This window comes from Flavobacterium cheniae (assembly GCF_004363695.1).
Classification (GTDB): domain Bacteria; phylum Bacteroidota; class Bacteroidia; order Flavobacteriales; family Flavobacteriaceae; genus Flavobacterium; species Flavobacterium cheniae.
Map to the genome: position 1 here is coordinate 265,857 of NZ_SNZC01000001.1, position 20,576 is coordinate 286,432.

Below are 20,576 nucleotides of genomic sequence, written 5' to 3' on the forward strand. Positions count from 1 at the left end.
GTATTTCGTAAAAGTGAATACAGAAAAGGGTAGTGCTAATGCGAAGTTTGTGAAAGAATAGTTTCGACAAGCTCAGCTTTGACATTCATATAAATAATAAAAACTCCCGATTCAATTGAATCGGGAGTTTTTTCTTTAAATCGTGTATTGATGTTTAAGTATTTATCATACTTTTACTTCTTTAAATTCTTACAAATGAAAAAACTTTACTTTTTATTCTTTTTGAGTATAGGTGTTTTGGGTAATGCGCAGATTGTTAATATACCTGATGCTAATTTTAAAACGAGATTATTAGCAGCAAGTTCAAGTAATACAATAGCAAAAAACTTGTCGGGATCATATTTTAAAATAGATTCAAATTCTGATGGAATTATCCAAGTTTCAGAGGCAGAACAAGTAAGTTATATTTACTTAAATCAATATAATGGTGCAGGAATTTATTCATTAGTTGGTATTAATGAATTTCCAAATTTAACCTATTTTAGTTGTTCTGATGCGAATTTATATGAATTGGATATTCATGGATTACAATATTTAGAAGTTATTAATGTTATTTATTCTGGAATAGATATTGTTACACTTTATGATTTACCAACATTAAAAACTCTCAGCGTATGGTATAATAATCTAACTGAACTTGATCTTTCTAATTTAAGTAGCTTACTTTCACTTAATTGCTATCAAAACAGTATTACTAGCTTAGACATATCAATGCTTACCAACTTAAATACATTAACTTGTAATAATAACCAATTAGTTAGTCTTAATATGAAGAATGGTAGAAATCAGACTATACAAAATGGGATGCTACAGGGTTATTCTGGATATCCTACATTAAGATTTATTTGCGTTGACGAGTCGGAATTAAGTTATGTTGAAAATATAGTTTCAAATATTGAAGGTAGTGAATTGGTTGTAGTTAATGATTATTGTACTTTTGTTCCTGGTGGTGAATATTTTACAGTTAATGGAAATATAAAATTTGATTCAAACAACAATGGTTGTGATGTTTCAGACATCAATTATCCAAGCTTAAATTTTTCAATTTCTGATGGTACAAATTCAGGTTCATTAATTTCAAATGCATCAGGTAATTATTCAATTCCAGTTCAAGCTGGAAATCATACCATTACTCCAAACTTTGAAAACCCATCGTATTTCAATGTTTCACCAACTAGCTTTTCGATAGATTTTCCAACACAAATAAGCCCTTTTACGCAAGATTTTTGTGTAACAGCTAATGGATTTAAACATGATGTTGAAGTTGTGCTGATTCCAACAGTTCCAGCTCGTCCAGGTTTTGATGCTACTTATAAACTGGTTTATCGTAACAAAGGAAATCAAGTGGAGAATGGAAGTATATCCTTAACTTTTGATGATACAAGATTGGATTATGTTGCTGCAAATCCAGTTTATAATAGTTTTGCGGTAAATAATTTTACTTGGAATTATACCAATTTACAACCTTTTGAATCGAGAGAAATTACTTTGACATTAAATGTAAATTCTCCAATGGAAGTACCAGCAGTTAACAATGGAGACCAATTAGATTTTCTTGCTCAAATTACACCTTTCACAAACGATGAAATGCAATATGATAATATTTCTGCTTTAAAACAAATTGTAGTTGGTTCTTACGATCCAAATGATAAAACTTGTATACAAGGAGAAACAATTGAACCAAGTCAAGTAGGTAATTATATGCATTACATTATCCGTTTTGAAAACACAGGAACTTTCCCTGCAGAAAATATTGTGGTGAAAGACATGATTGATTTGACTAAGTTTGATATTACAACTTTAGTTCCTTTAAAAAGTAGCCATGATTTTTTTACCAGAATTAATGGTAACAAAGTTGAATTCATTTTTGAAAATATCAATTTAGATTTTAATGATGCTACGAACGATGGTTATGTAGTATTCAAAATTAAAACATTACCAACTTTGGTTTTAGGTGATACTTTTACAAACGATGCAAATATCTATTTCGATTATAATTTTCCAATTACTACTAATACGTACACAACAACAGTAGCCGCTTTAAGTAATCAATATTTTGATTTTGGAACTTATTTTACGTTATATCCAAATCCAGCAAAAGATGTTTTGAATATGCAAGCGAAACAAGATGTAGCAATCAATTCTGTTGAAATTTATAATCAATTAGGACAAATTGTAATGGCAACAACCAATGCAATCAATTCAGTTGATGTTGCTAATTTAGCTTCTGGAACCTATTTCGTAAAAGTGAATACAGAAAAGGGTAGTGCTAATGCGAAGTTTGTGAAAGAATAGTTTCGACAAGCTCAGCTTTGACATTCATATAAATAATAAAAACTCCCGATTCAATTGAATCGGGAGTTTTTCTTTAAATTGTGTATTGATGTTTAAGTATTTATCTTACTTTTACTTCTTCAAATTCTTACAAATGAAAAAACTTTACTTTTTATTCTTTTTAACGATTGGTTTATTAGCTAATGCGCAGATTATTAATTTTCCTGACATTTATTTTAAAGCAAAATTATTACAAGCAAGCACAACTAATAATATTGCTTCAAGTCAAGAACCAGTATATGATTTAATATCAGAAACTTGGTCAGTTTCTTCTTATAATAAAATTGATACAAATAATAATGGAGAGATTGAAGTGAGTGAAGCACAATCAATAAAATGGTTAGATATTTCTTTATATTCAATTGATGATATGTCAGGTATTGAATATTTTACAAATCTAATTTATTTGAATTGTTCTGGTAATCAAGTGTCAAGTTTAAATGTTTCAAATTTGACTAATTTAAAAGTATTAAATTGTGGTTCAAATCGATTAATGAATTTAAATATTTCTGGCTTATTTGACTTACAAAATCTAGATTGTAAATATAATAGGTTAACAAGTTTAAACTTTACAGGTTTTAATAATTTGAAAATGCTGAATTGTATTGATAACCAACTAACTTTTTTAAATATTTCAGATTTAGTTAATTTAAAAATTTTAAAATGTTATGATAATCAAATTTCAACTTTAAATGTTTCAAATTCAACAAACTTGTTAGAACTTTATTGTGGTAACAATCAAATGAATAGTTTGAATATTTCTGGATTAATCTTTTTAGTAAAATTAGATTGTTATAATAATTTATTGCCAAGTCTTGATGTTTCAGGATTAATTAATTTGCAGGATTTAAATTGTAGTTTTAATCCATTATCAAGTTTGAATATTTCGAATTTACATGATTTGGAAACACTAAATTGTAGTAATAATGAGTTAACTAATTTAAATGTTTCTGATTTACCTAATTTACAATTTTTACATTGTGGAAGTAATCAATTATCTAGTTTAGATGTTTCAGAGTTGACTAGCTTGCAAACATTAAATTGTAGTTATAATGAATTATTTAATTTAAATGTTACAGGATTAAACAACTTACAATTTTTTGATTGTAATTCTAATATGTTAACAACTCTAAATTTATCAGGATTAAATAATTTACAGACATTAAATTGTGAAATAAATGAATTAATTAGCTTAGATACGTCAGACTTGTCAAATTTGCAGACTTTAATTTGTGACGGTAATCAAATAACAAATTTGTTTATAAAAAATAATAATACTACTTGGGCTCAATTATATTGCCTTAATAATCCAAATTTAGAATACATTTGTATAGATGAAGAGGATTTAAGTTTTTTACAACAAATGATTGATTCAGCAGGATTAACAAATCAAATTCAATTGAATAGTTATTGTTCATTTACGCCAAATGGAATTTTTTACGAGGTTTCAGGAACTACAAAATTTGATTCAAACAACAATAGTTGCGATGTTTCAGATATTAATTATTCTAACTTAAATTTTTCAATTACCGATGGAACCAATACAGGTTCTTTAATTGCAAACCAAACAGGTAATTTTTATATTCCAGTATCAGCAGGAAATCATACCATAACTCCAAACCTTGAGAATCCAAGCTATTTTAATATTTTTCCAACTAGTTTTACAGTAAATTTCCCAACACAAACAAGTCCATTTATGCAAGATTTTTGTGTTACTGCAAATGGAGTAAAATCTGATGTGGAAGTTGTTTTAGTTCTAACTACACCAGCTCGTCCAGGTTTTGATGCTAATTATAAATTGGTTTATCGCAACAAAGGAAATCAAGTTGAAAACGGTTCAGTAAGTTTAACATTTGATGATGCAAGATTAGATTTTGTTTCGTCTAATCCTGTTTATAATAGTTCTGTTACGAATAGTTTTACTTGGAATTATAGTAATTTACAACCTTTCGAAACCAGAGAGATTGGAATTGTTTTCAATGTAAACTCTCCAATGGAAACACCAGCGGTTAACAATGGAGACATTTTGAATTATACAGCTACAATTACAACTGCAAACACTGATGAAACACCATTAGATAACACGTTTATATTAGACCAAACTGTTGTTGGCTCATACGATCCAAATGATAAAACGTGTTTAGAAGGAACAACTATTGAGCCAAGTGAAGTTGGTAACTACGTACATTATGTAATTCGTTTTGAAAATACAGGAACATATCCTGCAGAAAATATTGTGGTTAAAGATATGATTGATTTGGATAAATTTGATATTGCAACTTTAGTTCCATTGAAAAGTAGTCATGATTTTTTCACACGTATAAGTGGAAACAAAGTAGAATTCATTTTTGAAAACATCAATTTAGATTTCAATGATGCTACGAATGATGGTTATGTAGTGTTTAAAATTAAAACGAAACCAACTTTAGTTTTAGGTGATACTTTTACTAATAACGCTAATATCTATTTCGATTATAATTTCCCAATTACAACGAATACGTACATAACAACTGTTGCTGCTTTAAGTACGCAAGATTTTGATTTTGGAACTTATTTTACCTTATATCCAAATCCAGCAAAAGATGTTTTAAATATTCAAGACAAACAAGGCTTAACAATAAATTCCATTGAAGTTTATAATCAATTAGGGCAAATTGTAATGGCGGTAACCAATGCTTTAAATGCAGTTGATGTTGCTAATTTAGCTTCAGGAACGTATTTCGTAAAAATAAATACGGAAAAGGGTAGTACTAATGCGAAGTTTGTGAAGGAATAGCTTCGACGCTCAGCTTGACATATGAATAAATAAAAACACCCGATTCAATTGAATCGGGTGTTTTTATGATTAAACCTGTCAGGTTTTAAATAATATATTTATAAGTAAGCCTATTGTAACCTTTTTTATTATTTTTGCTTCATTAATTTCTTACAAATGAAAAAACTATACTTTTTATTTTTTTTTACGATTGGTTTTTTAGGTAATGCGCAGATTATTAATTTTCCTGATATTGAATTTAAAAACAAACTTCTTAGTGCTAATCCTACAGTTTCTATTGCTAAGGATGTAAATTCAAACAATATTAAAATTGATTCAAATAATAATAATGAAATAGAAGTTTCTGAAGCTTTAGCTGTATATTATCTTGATGTTAATAATATTGGATTAAATCCAACTATAAATTATTATATTACTGATTTGACTGGATTAGAAAATTTTTCAAATCTTGTTAGTTTTATATGTACTTTTAATGAAATTAATAATTTTAATTTTCCATCTCTTTCAAATTTAAAAGTTCTTGAAATTACCAGAAATCCAATTTTAAATCTTAATTTAATACCTCATAATAAATTGGAAAGATTTATTTGTATAGCTATAGGTACACATCAAATTTTAGATTTGTCTCATTGTCCTTTCCTAACTTCATTTTCGTGTTCAGGAAGCAATATTTCAATTGTTAATTTAAAAAATGGAATAATTGAAAATTCACCTTTATTCAACACAAATTTGCAATATTTATGTTTAGATGAAAACCAAGTTGACGATATTAGTTCAAATTTACAACAAAATGGATTAAGTGTAGGTTGTAGTATTAATTCCTATTGTTCCTTCACACCCGGAGGAAAATTTTATGAAATTTCAGGAGCCACAAAATTAGATTCAAACAACAATGGTTGCGATGTTTCAGATATTAATTATTCTAACTTAATTTTTACAATTACCGATGGAACAAATACAGGTTCTTTAATTGCAAATCAAACAGGTAATTATTATATTCCAGTTTCTTCAGGAAACCACACAATTACTCCAAACCTTGAAAATCCAAGTTATTTCAATGTTTCACCAACTAGCTTTTCGGTAGATTTTCCAATACAGGCAAGTCCATTTACGCAAGATTTTTGTATAACAGCTAATGGAGTTAAACATGATGTTGAAGTTGTGCTAATTCCAACTGTTCCAGCTCGTCCTGGTTTTAATGCATCTTACAAATTGGTTTATCGCAATAAAGGTAATCAGATTGAAAATGGTAGTATTTCATTTACTTTTGATGATGCAAAATTAGATTATGTTTCTGCAAACCCAGTTTATAATAGCTCAGCAATAAATAATTTTACTTGGGAGTATACTAATTTAGAACCTTTTGAAGCCAGAGAAATTGCATTAATATTAAACGTAAATTCACCAATGGAAATACCAGCGGTAAATATTGGTGATCAAATAAATTTTCTAGCTGAAATTACTCCTTTTACTAATGATGAGATACAATACGATAATATTTCAGCATTAAAACAAATCGTAGTCGGCTCATACGATCCAAATGATAAGACTTGTTTAGAAGGAATCACTATTACACCAACTGAAGTTGGTAATTATGTACATTATGTCATTCGTTTTGAAAATACATGAACTTTTCCTGCAGAAAATATTGTGGTTAAAGACATGATTGATTTGACTAAGTTTGATATTGCTACGTTAGTTCCTTTAAAAAGTAGCCATGATTTTTATACCAGAATTAATGGAAACAAAGTAGAATTTATCTTTGAAAACATCAATTTAGATTTTAATGATGCCACTAATGATGGTTATGTGGTGTTTAAAATTAAAACATTACCAAGTTTGGTTTTGGGAGATACTTTTACCAATAACGCTAATATTTATTTCGATTATAATTTTCCAATAACAACCAATACGTACACAACAACTGTAGCTGCTTTAAGCACGCAAGATTTTGATTTTGGAGCCTATTTCACACTATATCCAAATCCTGCAAAAGACGTTTTGAATATTCAAACTAAGCAAGATTTAGAAGTAAATTCAATTGAAATTTATAATCAATTGGGACAAATTGTAATGGCAACAACCAATGCAATCAATTCTGTTGATGTTGCTAATTTAGCTTCTGGAACCTATTTCGTAAAAGTGAATACCGAAAAGGGTAGTGCTAATGCGAAGTTTGTGAAAGAATAGTTTTCTAAGATATGTAAAAATAAAAACTCCCGATTCAAATGAATCGGGAGTTTTTTTATACTGTAAACTGAACACTAGCGTAAGCTAGCTCCTAACTGACTTTCGAAATTACCTTGTAACTTACTCATAATTTTATCAATTTGAGTATCGGTTAGCGTTTTAGAATCGTCTTGTAAAATGAAACTTATAGCGTATGACTTTTTACCTTCTGGTAAGTTGTTTCCGGTGTAAACATCGAATAAATTCACGTCTTTTAACAAGCCTTTTTCAGTTTGTTTGGCAATGTTGTAGATTTGTTCGAATGGAACGTTTTCATCTAACAACAAAGCTAAATCTCTACGAACTTCTGGATATTTTGGAATATCGGTAAACTTAATTTTCGTAGAAACGTACTTCTGTATTTTATCCCAAGCAAAATCAGCGTATAACACTTCTTGTTTGATATCGAAATGTTTTAAAACTGATTTTTTAACCGTTCCAAATTCTACAATGACTTCTTTTCCAACAGCCAAAGCTAAGCCTTCTGCGAAAACATCATTTTCAAATGGTAATGAAGTTACTTTTTTGTCTAATCCTAAACGACTTAAAATCGTATTGATATAACCTTTGAACAAGAAGAAATCAGATTTTGATTGTGGGTTAGTCCAACTTTCGTTTTGTCTGTTTCCGGTTACTAATAACGTTAAGTGTTTGTTTTCGTCATGACCGTTAGCTGTTTTGTGGTAACTTTTTCCAAATTCGAAGAATTTTAAATCACTTCTTCTTCTATTGATATTGAAAGAAACCGCTTCTAATCCAGAAAACAATAACGACTGACGCATTGCTGATAAATCGCTACTCAATGGATTTAACATCATTACGTTCAATTCTTCTTTCAAGTTTTCAGAAAGTTTTACGTAATCTGGCGTTGTTAATGAATTCGCCATCATTTCGTTGAAACCTAACGAACACAATTGGTTGGCAATGATATTTTGTACTTTATATTCTTCCGTTCTTGATGAATTAGCTGTAGTAGCATTCACTTTAGAAGGAATTTTGATGTTGTTGTATCCGTAAACACGTAAAATTTCTTCAATAACATCAATTTCTCTAGTAACATCCACACGGTAAGAAGGAATTGTTAATCCTAAACCAGCTTCGGTAATACTATTAACTTTGATATCTAATGAAGCTAAAATCTTCTTAATCGTTTCTGGTTTGATTTCTTCACCAATGATTTTATTCACTTTATTGAAATGAATAAACACGCTGAAATCTTCAATCTTTTTAGGATAAATATCAACAATATCCGAAGTAATTTCCCCACCTGCCACTTCTTGAATTAACAAAGCAGCACGTTTTAAAGCGTATTCGGTAATACTTGGATCGATTCCTCTTTCAAAACGGAAAGAAGCATCGGTACTCAACGTATGTCTTTTCGCAGTCTTTCTAACGGAAACCGGATTGAAATAAGCACTTTCTAAGAAAATAGCTTGTGTTTTTTCAGAAACTCCCGAAGTTTTTCCACCGAAAACACCAGCAATACACATTGGACCACTTTCATCACAAATCATTAAATCTTCTTCGTGAAGTGTACGTTCGATATCATCAAGAGTAACAAATTTAGTTCCTGCTGGAACTGTTTTTACCACTACTTTATTTCCTTTTATTTGAGCGGCATCAAAAGCGTGCAAAGGTTGACCTAATTCGTGTAAAACGTAATTCGTAACGTCAACAATATTATTTTTTGGAGTTAATCCAATAGCTTTTAAACGGTTTTGTAACCAAGTTGGAGATGGTTTAACGGTAATTCCCGAAATAGTAACACCACAATATCTTGGCGCTAATTTTTCGTTTTCAACTTTAACATCGATTTTTAAAGTACGTTTTTCTACTTTAAATTTACTCACCGAAGGAGTCATTAATTCCGAAGTTGTTCCTTTTTGTAATAATCCAGCACGTAAATCACGAGCAACTCCCATGTGCGACATAGCATCAGCTCGGTTAGGTGTTAATCCAATTTCGAATACTTCATCGGTTTCAATTTCGAACACTTTTGAAGCTGGAGTTCCCGGTTTTAAATCTTCGTTCAAAATCATAATTCCATCATGACTTTCGCCTAAGCCTAATTCGTCTTCAGCGCAAATCATTCCGTGACTTTCTTGTCCTCGGATTTTCCCTTTTTTAATTTCGAATGTGTTACCTTCTTTGTCAAATAACTTTGTTCCAATAGTCGCCACAGGAACTTTTTGTCCCGTCGCCACGTTTGGAGCACCACAAACTATTTGAACTGGCGCATTTCCATCACCTAAATCAACCGTTGTAATTTTTAGTTTATCAGCATCAGGATGTTTTTCGCATGTTAACACATGACCAATCACAACGCCTTGTAAACCTCCTTTTAAACTTTCGTATTTGTCAACGCCTTCTACTTCTAAACCTAAGTCGGTAAGAATGTCAGCAATTTCTTCAGATTTTAAATCGGTTTTAATGAATTGTTTTAACCAATTGTAAGATATACGCATTTTGTATCGAATTTTAAACGGCAAAGATACTTTATAAAATTAGAATTTAGAAATTAGAATTTAGAAATTTTGAACAGCCTTTTGGTGATAAGTTTTGTTAAATTGCTGGAAGTTGGATGAGGGAAGCTGGAAGTTTAAAACTTCTCAAAGAACTTATATACTCTATATAGTTATCATTAAGGAAAAATATACTTTGTATTTTTTTAAAACACATAGACACAATAGAAGGAGTGCCTATGTGTTGATATTTTAAGCGTTACACTTGTCATAGTTAACATAGCAAAGTAAATTATTCTTTGTGAAACTTTGCGCTTTACTTCATGAGACTTTGTGCCACCTACTTTTTCAAGAACGAAATCAATCCAGAAAAATACGTTTTCTGATCGTCGTAAAATGCCATGTGACTTCCTTTTGGACAGAATAAATACGAACCATTTGGTAAGATTTTCGAAATTTCTTCCATGTGTTTTGGATCCATGGTATCGTGTTTTGCTCCGATAACTAATGTTGGAATTTTTACATTTTTCAAATCGGCTTTTCTATCCCATTTTTCTAATTTTCCTGAAATACCAAATTCACTTGGACCTTGCATGGTTACATAAAGAGACTGATTCATCTTAGCAAACGAACGATTTACCGGTTCTGGCCAATCTTTTGCAGGGAAACGAAGAATGTGTTTTTCATAGAAATTTGGAAGTAATAATTCCATATATCTTGGATTCGAAAAATCGTTATTGGCTTCTATCTTCATCAATTCTGCCAATACTTCTGGATTCATTTGTTTGCTTAATACTTCATTGGCATATTTATCATATTCTGGGCAACTTGCCATCATGTTTGAAATGATTAAGCCTTTCATGTTGTTTTGATATTTTGTAGCGTATTCCATTGCTAAAATACCGCCCCAAGAATGTCCTAACAAGTAGAAATTGGTGTTGTCTAAGTTTAAAGCTTTACGAACTTGTTCCACTTCTTCCACATATCTTGGCAAATCCCACATTGAAGTATCGTTAGGATTATCTGCATTTCCGCAACCTAATTGATCGTAATAAATGAACTCGATGCCTTCTGCTGGTAGGAAATTTTCGAAACATTCAAAATATTCATGCGTAGCGCCTGGACCACCATTTAAAAGCAATACTTTAATTTTTGGATTGTTGCCAATACGCTTCGTCCAAACATTAAAAGTGCCTTTTGGAGTAGTAATTGGAATGACTTTTACCCCACCATTTTGAATGCTATCAGCAGATTGTGCAAAATACTCGTTTTGAGTAGTTATTGTTTCTTGTTTACAGCTTGTGAATAAAGCTATTGTAAAAAGTAGGAGTGTTGTGCGGAATAGGTTTTTCATGGTTGAATTATTTTATTAAAATCTTAAATTTGTGAATCCAAATAGAATCCTTTAAATCTCTACAACTAACAAATAGATTCAGTGTATCATTTTTAATGTATTCCCTTTCTGGAGTAATTTCTAAAATACTTTCGTTTTTTTCATTTGCTCTTTCAAGAAATCTTAATCCAGGAGCAGAAATACTTAATCTTCTGTTATCTATATTCTCAGTTTTTAACTTAAGTTTTGTTTTCTCATCCCATTTTAAATGAGTTCTTCCATTTTCTAATTCTAAAATTATTTTTTGATTTTCTTTTTGAAATATTAAGTTATTTTTTTTTAACGTATTACAACTCAATACAAACAAAGCGAAGATTAATAGAAATTTATATTTAGTTATTAAATTATTGTTCATTTTATCGAATGTTTAGATTTTCAAGATTTATTTTTTTGATCAAAAATAAAAAATAATATTAAAGGTAATATCAACAAACCTCCAGCTAAAACATTATAAATACTATTTTCATTCACTTTTCTGTAACCTATTTTTCCTCCTAATGTAAAATAAATTATTATCAATCCTAAAAAGGCTGAGATTGTAAATATTTTTAAAAATATTTTTTTTGACATGATAAGATTTATCTTTTATTAAAAACACCAAATTTTCTCCAAACCTTACAAAATCTCTTCCACGTGCTTCTTAATATTGGAAGCTATTTTTGTCATGGGTAAATCGTTGGCGTCGTTGCCAAATGGGTCTTCAATTTCTTCGGCGATTAATTCTAAACTCGCTAAAACATAAAAGATAAAAATCACAACCGGAATTACGTAGTAACCCAAGCTAAATACAAATCCGAAAGGCAATGTCATCACAAAAAAGAAGATAAATTTTTTGATAAACGAACTGTAAGAGTAGGGAATAGGCGTGTTTTTAATACGTTCGCAAGCACCACAAATATCAGTAAACGATTGTAATTCTGAATTGATGATGTAAAATTGGTCACCCGTAATTTTTCCTGATTTGTACAAGTCGTTTGCTTTTTGAAACAACATTTTTGCCACTTGATTTGGGCGATGTTTGTGATGATCCATTTCTAAATCCAAACCTTCAAACAACATTTTGCTCACTTCTTCATTCAATAGATGTTTTGAAAGCACCGAAGCATAAGCAGGAATCACTCTTCGGTAGAAATTTCTATCGTTTTCATCAGATAAATAAGCAGAAAGTTTCAATGCTAAATTTCGACTATTGTTTACTAATGAACCCCATTGTTTTCGACCTTCCCACCAACGGTCATAGGCTGTATTGGTTCGGTAAGCCAATAATAACGACAACACAAAACCTACGGTAGTGTGCATTAGGTTTAGGTTTTTTACATGACTAGTTTCGGAAAGTTTCCAATATTCTAATTCCAAATAAGCGATTCCGTAGGAATAAAATCCAATGAAAAACATCATCGGAATTAATTGACGAAACGTATCCGATTCGTGAAAACGGAAGATAAAAGTAATCCAGTCTTTTGGGTTGTATTGAACCATTTTTTAGTGATTAGTGAAAAGTGATTAGTGAAAAGCGGATTCTCAATTTCACAGTTTCACAATTAAACATTTTAACAAATCTAAAAATATTAATTCAATTTTAGTGTACCGGCTAATTCTTTTAAGTTAATTTCCGAAAGTTTGGTTACATATTGCGCATTCGAATAGCGAACCGAAGCTTCAACAAAATTTTGCTGAGCGGTTCTAAATTCGATAGTAGTTATGGTTCCGATTTTGAATTTCGCTAACGTAATATCTAAGTTTTGTTTGGCGATTTCTAAGTTTTTTTCTTCCACTTTTACCAATTCTAAATTGGTTTGATAACTCGCAAACAAAGAAGATAATTGAGAGCTTAGCGATAACTTTTGCTGTTCTAAAAGGAATCCTGCATTTTCCACTTGATATTTTGCTACTTTTTCGTTTCTGTTTTGAAGAAAGCCATTAAAAATAGGAACTGTAGCTGTTACTCCATACACAAAACCTTGTCCAGATGATTGCGTAATAAATCCTAAAGAAGCTTCTGAACGTGTGAAATTATAACCTGAAGTAATTCGAACCGTTGGATAACGATTACCTTTGACTTGTTTCAAATTCAAATCGGCTACTTTTTTAGACAGAATTTGCGCTTGCAATTGCGGATTTTGTTTTTCGGCTGTCGATTTTAATTCGTTGAAATCTAAATTTTGTTCGAATGTAACTTCGTTAGCCACTTTAAAATCGGTTTGAATATCGCGAACTAATAATTCGTTCAATCTAATTTTACTGATTTTAATGAGTTCTTTTTGTCTTAATTGTAAACTTAAATCGCTGTTTAAATCTACTTGTGCATTCAAAACTTCTAATTTTGAAGCTTTTCCAATACTAAAACGATTTTGAGCAGTAGTTAAACGTTGGTTTGAAATTACAATCGCCGTATCAATCGAAGCTAAGACTTGCTGTTGTTGCACCAAATCGAAATACGTAGTATAAACATCACTAATTCGGGTTAAAATCGCAGTTTGTAATTCGGCTTTTCCTTGTTGTTCTAAAACGTTTAATTGTTCTTTTCGGGCAAACATACTTAAACCATCAAAAATGGTCCAATCTAATCCAATACCATAACTCAAATTCATGTTTTTAGCATTGTCTAATTCTCGTTCTGTTCCATCTGCTTGCGTTTGCTTCGTATCGATTTGACTGTTATTGTTGGTGAAATTTGCATTCAATGAAGGCAACATTCCAGCATTGGCTAAATTGTTATTGGTAGCATCAATTTTGGAATTGTTTTCAGCGATTTTAATATCGTAATTATTTTCCAAGGCAATTTTTACCGCATCTTCAAGTGAAAGCAATTCTTGTGCTTGTGCTGAAAATCCAATGATGAAAAGGAATACTATTTTATATAAATGTTGCATAATATTATTTCTCTAAAGCGTCTAAATTGTCAAATTCTGGTCGGTGTTTTTTAGCTTTCGACCACATTAAATAGATTGCTGGAATTACAAATAAGGTTAAGATTAACGAAAACATCGTCCCACCCACAATTACAACTCCCATTCCCATTCTACTTGCCGAAGCCGCTCCAAGCGATAAAGCAATTGGTAAAGCTCCTAAAGCAATTGCTAAACTGGTCATTAAAATTGGTCGTAAACGTGCTTCCGAAGCTTCTAAAATGGCATCGTATTTCGATTTTCCTTGTTCTCTAAGTTGGTTCGCGAATTCGACTATCAGAATTCCGTTTTTGGTAACGAGTCCAATCAACATGACAGTTCCAATTTGACTAAAAATATTCCATGTTTGCCCAAATAACCAAAGCGAAAATAATGCTCCAGCTACCGCCATTGGTACCGTTAAGATAATAATAAATGGGTCAATGAAACTTTCAAATTGTGCGGCTAAAATCAAATAGATTAATAATAAAGCCAATCCAAAAGCGAAAGAAGTATTTGAACTACTTTCTACGAAGTCACGAGATTCTCCACCCAAATCGGTCGTAAAAGTATCGTCTAACACTTTTTCTTTAATTTCGTCCATGGCATTGATACCGTCAATCATACTTTTTCCGGGTGCTAAACCTGCAGAAACGGTTGCCGACATGTAGCGATTGTTATGAAATAATTGTGGTGGATTACTTTGTTCTTCTACCTCAACTACGTTGTCTAATTGGATTAATTCACCCGCTTTATTCTTGACGAACATCGAAGTTAAATCCAATGGAGCATCGCGGTCTTTCTCATCAAATTGACCAATGACTTGATATTGTTTTCCATTTTGCATGAAATAACCAAAACGTTGTCCGCTTAACGATAATTGCAAGGTTTGCGCCACATCTAAAACCGAAATTCCTAAACTTTCCGCTTTTTCACGATTAATCGTTACGTTGATTTCAGGTTTATTGAATTTTAAATTCACATCTACATTGGAGAAAGTTTCGTTTTTACTTGCTTCTTCCATGAATTGCGGAATCTTTTCTCTTAATTTTTCAAAATTCGGAGCTTGAATAATATACTGAATTGGTAATCCACCACGACGGTTTACCGAAATCGTTGGTTGCTCAGAAACGTTTACTTTGGCTTGCGGATATTTTTTTGTCCATTTGTTCAAGTCATCGACAATTTCTTTTTGCGATTTTTCTCGTTCACTTGGGTCAACCAATGCTAAACGAACTCTTCCCGCATTTACTGATGAAGATAAAAATCCTGGCGAAGTAATTACCAATGCTACTTTCTTTTCTGGAATTGAATCGTTGATTAAATCTGATAATTCTTCCATGAATCGGTCAGTATATTCATAAGTTGAACCTTCAGGAGTTGTTACACTAATCACACCTAAACTTCTATCGTCATATGGAGCTGTTTCTTTTGGAAGTATAGCAAAGAATAACACAATCAATCCGATACAAACTCCGATAATTGGGAAACTCCACCATTTTTTCTTTAAAAATTTAGTCAACGCATTAGCATATCCTGTATTTAAACCCACGAAGAAAGGTTCTGTCGCTTCATAGAATTTCGTTTTCTTTTGTTCGCCACCTTTCATTAAATAAGCATTTAACATAGGTGTTAAGGTCAATGATACGAAGGCAGAAATTAGTACGGCGGCACCAATGACGACACCAAACTCTCGGAACAATCGTCCCACGAAACCTTCTAAGAAAATAATTGGTAAAAATACTGCAGCTAAGGTTACCGAAATTGAAATTACAGCAAAGAAAATCTCATTTGAACCTTTGATTGCGGCTTCGATTGGCGACATCCCTTCTTCAACTTTTTTAAAGATGTTTTCTGTTACTACAATTCCGTCATCTACTACTAATCCTGTCGCTAAAACAATGGCTAAAAGTGTTAATACATTGATGGAAAAGCCACACAAATACATGATAAAAAACGTTGCAATCAACGAAACCGGAATATCAATTAATGGTCGGAATGCAATTGACCAATCTCTGAAAAACAAAAAGATGATGATGATTACTAAAACTACTGATATCGCTAAGGTTTCTGCAACTTCAACTACTGATTTTTTAATAAAAATGGTATTATCTAAAGCAATATCTAATTTGATGTCACTTGGTAAATCTTTCTTTAATTTTTCAACTTCTGCATAAAATTGTTCTGCAATTTCCAAATAATTAGTTCCAGGTTGCGGAATAATGGCCACCGCCACCATCGGATTTCCCGATTCTGTGAACTTAGTTTCTAAATTTTCAGAAGCTAAAACGGCATAACCAATATCGCTCAAACGAACCGTTTTATTCGCATCTGAAACGATGATGATGTCATTGAATTCCTTTTCCGTAGATAAATTTCCAAGGGTTTTTACCATTAATTCGGTATTCGCTCCGGTCAATTTTCCTGAAGGCAATTCTACATTTTGTTTGTCCAAAGCATTTCGAACATCGGCAACCGTGATTCCGTAAGCATTCAATTTGATTGGATCCATCCAAATACGCATCGAATAACGTTTTTGTCCCCAAATTTGTACGCTACTTACACCTGGAATCGTTTGAATTCTTTCAGAAATTACGTTTTCGGCATAATCACTCAATTCTAAAGCATTTCTGGATTGACTTTGAACGGTCATCGAGATAATTGCATCAGAATCAGCATCGGATTTAGCAACTACTGGTGGTGCATCAATATCTTGTGGTAAACTTCTAACGGCTTGTGACACTTTATCACGAACGTCGTTAGCTGCTTCTTCAAGGTTTTTCTCTAATTTGAATTCGACCGTAATATTACTCGAACCTTGATTACTCGAAGAGGTAATGTTTCGAATACCATCAATAGAGTTAATAGCTTTTTCAAGTGGTTCGGTGATTTGTGATTCGATAATTTCGGCATTTGCACCCGTGTAATTTGTTCTAACATTAATCACGGCAGGATCAATCGATGGGAATTCACGAACGCCCAAATAACTGAATCCTAAAATACCAAAAAGTATAATCAACAAATTGATTACAATGGTAAATACGGGTCTTTTTATACTTAAAGTAGATAAACTCATTTGTAAATGGGAAGTTAGAAGTTAGAAGTGGGAAGTTTTTCTTGTTTTACTTTAACTTTAATATCGGCTTCGTCTTTTAAAGCCATAACGCCAGAAGTTAGAATTGTATCGCCAGATTTTATGCCTTGGGTAACAACTACGTTTTTATCCGTTCTGGCAATTGTTTCAATTTTTACTTCTTTTGCTTTTCCGTTATTGGCAATATAAACCACTTTTCCGTCTTGAACTGGAACAACCGCTTCCGAAGGAATTTGAATGGCTCCTTTGATGTTTTTCAACGGAAGTTCTATAGTGGCAAATGTTCCCGCTAATAATTTTCCATTTGGATTTTCGGCAATCGCTCTGATTTTTAGGGTTCGAGTGGAAGTTTCAATTTCAGGTTCGATAGCGTAAATTTTAGCTGTAAATTTTTCAGTATTATTTGGAATCGTAAATTGAATAGGAGTATTGTTTTCAACTTCCGAAGCATATTTTTCAGGAATTGAAAAGCTAATTTTAACTTGATTTGAACTTACTAATTTGGTGATTAGAGTAGTTGGAGTTACGTAAGTTCCGGGAGAAATGTTTCGTAAACCAATTTTTCCCGAAAAAGGTGCTCTTATACTTGTTTTAGCAATTTGTGCTTGAATCAATTGCGTTTGTGCTTTTAGACTTCTGAATTCGGCACTTGCAATCTCATATTCTTCTTGAGAAATTGCTTCTTTTTGTAGCAATAATTTAGCTCTTCTTTCATTTTCTGAAGCTAAACTTTGTCTTGTAGTGGCTTGCGAAAGTTGTGCACGAAGTTCGATATCATTTACTTTTAATAAAACTTGTCCTTTGCTCACATTTGTACCTTCTGCAAAATAAATTTTTTCTACAATTCCAGAAACTTCACTTCTAATTTCCACATTTTCATTGGCTTCAATAGAACCTGAAAGCGAAATCGTGTTGGCAAAGTCTTTTTCAGAAACGATTACAGCATCAACCATCATAGGTGGTTTTTTATCTCCTTTTTTATTGTTTTTTGCAGATTCTTCAGCATTTGAAAAAACTCTATATCCGATTAATCCCAATAAGGCAATAACAAATAATGAAATTGTAATAGTTTTAATTTTCATGGTAACGAAGGCTTTAGTTGCAACAAAGCTAACTTTTACGAACTAATTATGCCAAAATCTTACCATTTATTTAACATAGTTGTAGGTACAAATGTTTCAAAAATTTGAGATTTATTTAAAAAAGGTATCAAATTGATTTCAAAAATTAATTTTTGTTATAATTTTTAATATTTCTCTGATTTAAATAGAATTTAACTAATATAATTCCAAATGGTTTTTTTCTTGCTTAACTCAATAAATGCTTCTCGAAGTTTTGCATGTTCTGGTTTTTCCATTGGAGCATCGTCTTTTAACAGTTTTATAGCATGGTGACGAGCCAATTGTAAAATTTCTTTATCTTTGACCAAATCCGCAATTTGAAGATTTAAAACACCACTTTGTTGTTTACCCATAATATCACCTGGACCACGCAATTTTAAATCGACTTCCGAAATTTCGAAACCATCATTCGTACGAACCATAGTTTCCATTCGGATTTTACTATCGTTACTAAGTTTGTGACTCGTCATTAAAATACAATAACTTTGTTCAGCACCACGACCAACTCGTCCTCTTAATTGGTGTAATTGTGATAATCCAAAACGCTCTGCACTTTCAATAACCATTACAGAAGCGTTGGGAACATTCACACCAACTTCAATCACAGTTGTTGCGACCATAATATTGGTTTTCCCTTCCGAAAATCGTCTCATTTCTTCATCTTTATCGGCTGGTTTCATTTTTCCGTGAACGATAGAGATAGAATATTGCGGTAAAGGAAAATCTCTTGAAATACTTTCGTAACCGTCCATTAAATCCTTGTAATCCATCTTCTCCGATTCCTGAATTAACGGATATACAATATAGACTTGTCGACCTTTGGCAATTTCATCTTTTAAGAATTTCCAAACCTTCAATCGGTTCGAATCATAACGATGTACCGTTTGAATCGGTTTTCTGCCAGGAGGCAACTCATCAATCACTGAAATATCCAAATCGCCATACAAACTCATGGCTAAAGTACGAGGAATTGGAGTGGCGGTCATTACCAAAACATGAGGCGGAACATCATTTTTCTTCCAAAGTTTTGAACGTTGCTCCACACCAAAACGATGTTGTTCATCAATAATTGCTAATCCTAAATTATGGAATTGTACTTTGTCTTCTAATAAAGCATGAGTTCCAATTAAAATATCTAAAGTACCGTTTTCTAAAGCTTCATGAATAATTTTTCGTTCTGCTGTTTTAGTGGAACCTGTTAGAATTTTTATTTTGATGTTTAGTTCTTTAGCTAATTCGCTAATTCCGTTGAAATGTTGGTTAGCTAAAATTTCTGTAGGTGCCATCAAACAACTTTGAAAGCCGTTATCTTTTGCTAAAAGCATACACATTAACGCAACAATTGTTTTTCCAGAACCCACGTCGCCTTGTAATAAACGGTTCATTTGAGCGTTACTTCCTAAATCGTTTCTAATTTCTTTTAAAACGCGTTTTTGTGCATTCGTTAAATCGAAAGGTAAATGATTGTTATAGAAATCCGTAAAGTTTTCACCTACGCGTTCAAAAGGCATTCCTTTGATTTTATGTTTGCGAATGAGGTTCTTCGTAATCAATTGCAATTGAATGAAAAACAACTCTTCAAACTTCAATCGGAATTGTGCTTTTGCCAATAAATCTTGACTCTTTGGAAAATGAATATTGAATAAAGCGGCATTTTTTGGAATCAACTTTAATTCGTCTAAAAGGTAATTCGGTAAGTTTTCTGAAAATAAAGCTTGGGTTTCCACAAACAATTGTTGTATCATTTTATTGATGACTTTGTTTGAAATCCCTTTGTTTCCTAATTTTTCAGTGCTTGGATAAACAGGTTGCATTGCCGAACGAAGGCTAGCTTTGTGTTCTTCTAAAAATTCCATTTCGGGATGCGCCATATTGTAAGTAGCACCAAATTGGGTAACTTTTCCAAAAATCACATACGGTATATTGATTTTGATGCTTTCGCGAATCCATTTTTGCCCTTGAAACCACACGAGTTCCATTTGTCCTGTATCATCCACAAAAGTAGCTACTAATCGCGAACGTCCTTTGCCTTGTTCAACGGTTTTGATATTGATGATTTTACCCACGATTTGAACTTCTGAATTGCTGTTTTGTAGTTCGTTAATTTTATAATAACGCGTTCTATCAATGTAGCGATTGGGAAATAAATTCAGTAAATCGGCATACTTATGAATGCCCAACTCCTTGCGCAATAAATCGCCACGTTGTGGACCAACGCCTTTGAGATATTCAATGGGAGTTTCTAGTAGATTCATTTGAGTATTGAGTTTTTTTTCTTT

At 31.8% G+C, this 20,576-nt stretch carries 12 protein-coding genes and 1 pseudogene; 4 read left to right on the forward strand and 9 right to left on the reverse strand.

Annotated elements, in window-relative coordinates; all coding sequences use genetic code 11:
- Nucleotides 1-195 precede the first annotated feature (195 nt).
- The 4 genes and pseudogenes from C8D80_RS01265 to C8D80_RS12895 all read left to right on the forward strand — a co-directional run bounded on the left by C8D80_RS01265 (nt 196) and on the right by C8D80_RS12895 (nt 7,300).
- The gene (locus C8D80_RS01265; protein WP_133606551.1) at nt 196-2,295 is read left to right on the forward strand and encodes a T9SS type A sorting domain-containing protein; all 2,100 of its coding nucleotides are present in this window, start codon (nt 196-198) and stop codon (nt 2,293-2,295) included.
- 133 nt (nt 2,296-2,428) lie between these two features.
- Complete coding sequence (locus tag C8D80_RS01270; RefSeq protein ID WP_158633779.1) at nt 2,429-5,110, forward strand: T9SS type A sorting domain-containing protein; 2,682 nt, start codon at nt 2,429-2,431, stop codon at nt 5,108-5,110.
- A 156-nt stretch (nt 5,111-5,266) separates the two neighbouring features.
- A pseudogene (locus C8D80_RS01275) lies at nt 5,267-7,024 on the forward strand (DUF7619 domain-containing protein); the annotation flags it as partial.
- A complete protein-coding gene (locus tag C8D80_RS12895; RefSeq protein ID WP_455423377.1) occupies nt 7,010-7,300 on the forward strand; it encodes a T9SS type A sorting domain-containing protein in 291 nt (96 codons plus the stop codon). The pseudogene C8D80_RS01275 and the gene C8D80_RS12895, both read left to right, overlap by 15 nt.
- A gap of 74 nt (nt 7,301-7,374) precedes the next feature.
- Here the strand turns inward: C8D80_RS12895 and pheT are convergent, their stop codons facing one another.
- The 9 genes from pheT to recG form a co-directional block, all read right to left on the reverse strand.
- Nucleotides 7,375-9,804, reverse strand: coding sequence for a phenylalanine--tRNA ligase subunit beta (gene pheT / locus C8D80_RS01280; RefSeq protein ID WP_133606555.1), 2,430 nt, complete (start codon nt 9,802-9,804; stop codon nt 7,375-7,377).
- Between the two features lie 337 nt (nt 9,805-10,141).
- The gene (locus tag C8D80_RS01285; protein ID WP_133606557.1) at nt 10,142-11,155 is read right to left on the reverse strand and encodes a proline iminopeptidase-family hydrolase; all 1,014 of its coding nucleotides are present in this window, start codon (nt 11,153-11,155) and stop codon (nt 10,142-10,144) included.
- Between the two features lie 7 nt (nt 11,156-11,162).
- Nucleotides 11,163-11,549 (reverse strand): hypothetical protein, encoded by a 387-nt coding sequence (locus C8D80_RS01290; RefSeq protein WP_133606559.1) that lies wholly within the window; start codon nt 11,547-11,549, stop codon nt 11,163-11,165.
- A 20-nt stretch (nt 11,550-11,569) separates the two neighbouring features.
- On the reverse strand, nt 11,570-11,764 hold the full coding sequence (locus C8D80_RS01295) for a hypothetical protein (protein WP_133606561.1): 195 nt from the start codon (nt 11,762-11,764) through the stop codon (nt 11,570-11,572).
- A 45-nt stretch (nt 11,765-11,809) separates the two neighbouring features.
- Complete coding sequence (locus C8D80_RS01300; RefSeq protein ID WP_133606563.1) at nt 11,810-12,673, reverse strand: bestrophin family protein; 864 nt, start codon at nt 12,671-12,673, stop codon at nt 11,810-11,812.
- An 89-nt stretch (nt 12,674-12,762) separates the two neighbouring features.
- A complete protein-coding gene (locus C8D80_RS01305; protein ID WP_133606565.1) occupies nt 12,763-14,067 on the reverse strand; it encodes a TolC family protein in 1,305 nt (434 codons plus the stop codon).
- Between the two features lie 4 nt (nt 14,068-14,071).
- Nucleotides 14,072-17,158, reverse strand: coding sequence for an efflux RND transporter permease subunit (locus tag C8D80_RS01310; RefSeq protein ID WP_133606567.1), 3,087 nt, complete (start codon nt 17,156-17,158; stop codon nt 14,072-14,074).
- 14 nt (nt 17,159-17,172) lie between these two features.
- Nucleotides 17,173-18,258 carry an efflux RND transporter periplasmic adaptor subunit gene (locus tag C8D80_RS01315; protein ID WP_133606569.1) on the reverse strand — a complete coding sequence of 362 codons (1,086 nt, stop codon included), beginning with the start codon at nt 18,256-18,258 and terminating at the stop codon, nt 17,173-17,175.
- 191 nt (nt 18,259-18,449) lie between these two features.
- On the reverse strand, nt 18,450-20,552 hold the full coding sequence (recG, locus tag C8D80_RS01320) for an ATP-dependent DNA helicase RecG (protein ID WP_133606571.1): 2,103 nt from the start codon (nt 20,550-20,552) through the stop codon (nt 18,450-18,452).
- Nucleotides 20,553-20,576: the final 24 nt, after the last annotated feature.

Excerpts from the sequence above, each read along its gene's own strand:
- C8D80_RS01305 (WP_133606565.1), bottom strand. The coding sequence starts at position 14,067 with ATGCAACATTTATATAAAATAGTATTCCTTTTCATCATTGGATTTTCA.
- C8D80_RS01285 (WP_133606557.1), bottom strand. The coding sequence starts at position 11,155 with ATGAAAAACCTATTCCGCACAACACTCCTACTTTTTACAATAGCTTTA.
- C8D80_RS01290 (WP_133606559.1), bottom strand. The coding sequence starts at position 11,549 with ATGAACAATAATTTAATAACTAAATATAAATTTCTATTAATCTTCGCT.
- C8D80_RS01270 (WP_158633779.1), top strand. The coding sequence starts at position 2,429 with ATGAAAAAACTTTACTTTTTATTCTTTTTAACGATTGGTTTATTAGCT.
- C8D80_RS01265 (WP_133606551.1), top strand. The coding sequence starts at position 196 with ATGAAAAAACTTTACTTTTTATTCTTTTTGAGTATAGGTGTTTTGGGT.
- C8D80_RS01310 (WP_133606567.1), bottom strand. The coding sequence starts at position 17,158 with ATGAGTTTATCTACTTTAAGTATAAAAAGACCCGTATTTACCATTGTA.
- C8D80_RS01300 (WP_133606563.1), bottom strand. The coding sequence starts at position 12,673 with ATGGTTCAATACAACCCAAAAGACTGGATTACTTTTATCTTCCGTTTT.
- recG (WP_133606571.1), bottom strand. The coding sequence starts at position 20,552 with ATGAATCTACTAGAAACTCCCATTGAATATCTCAAAGGCGTTGGTCCA.
- pheT (WP_133606555.1), bottom strand. The coding sequence starts at position 9,804 with ATGCGTATATCTTACAATTGGTTAAAACAATTCATTAAAACCGATTTA.
- C8D80_RS01315 (WP_133606569.1), bottom strand. The coding sequence starts at position 18,258 with ATGAAAATTAAAACTATTACAATTTCATTATTTGTTATTGCCTTATTG.
- C8D80_RS01295 (WP_133606561.1), bottom strand. The coding sequence starts at position 11,764 with ATGTCAAAAAAAATATTTTTAAAAATATTTACAATCTCAGCCTTTTTA.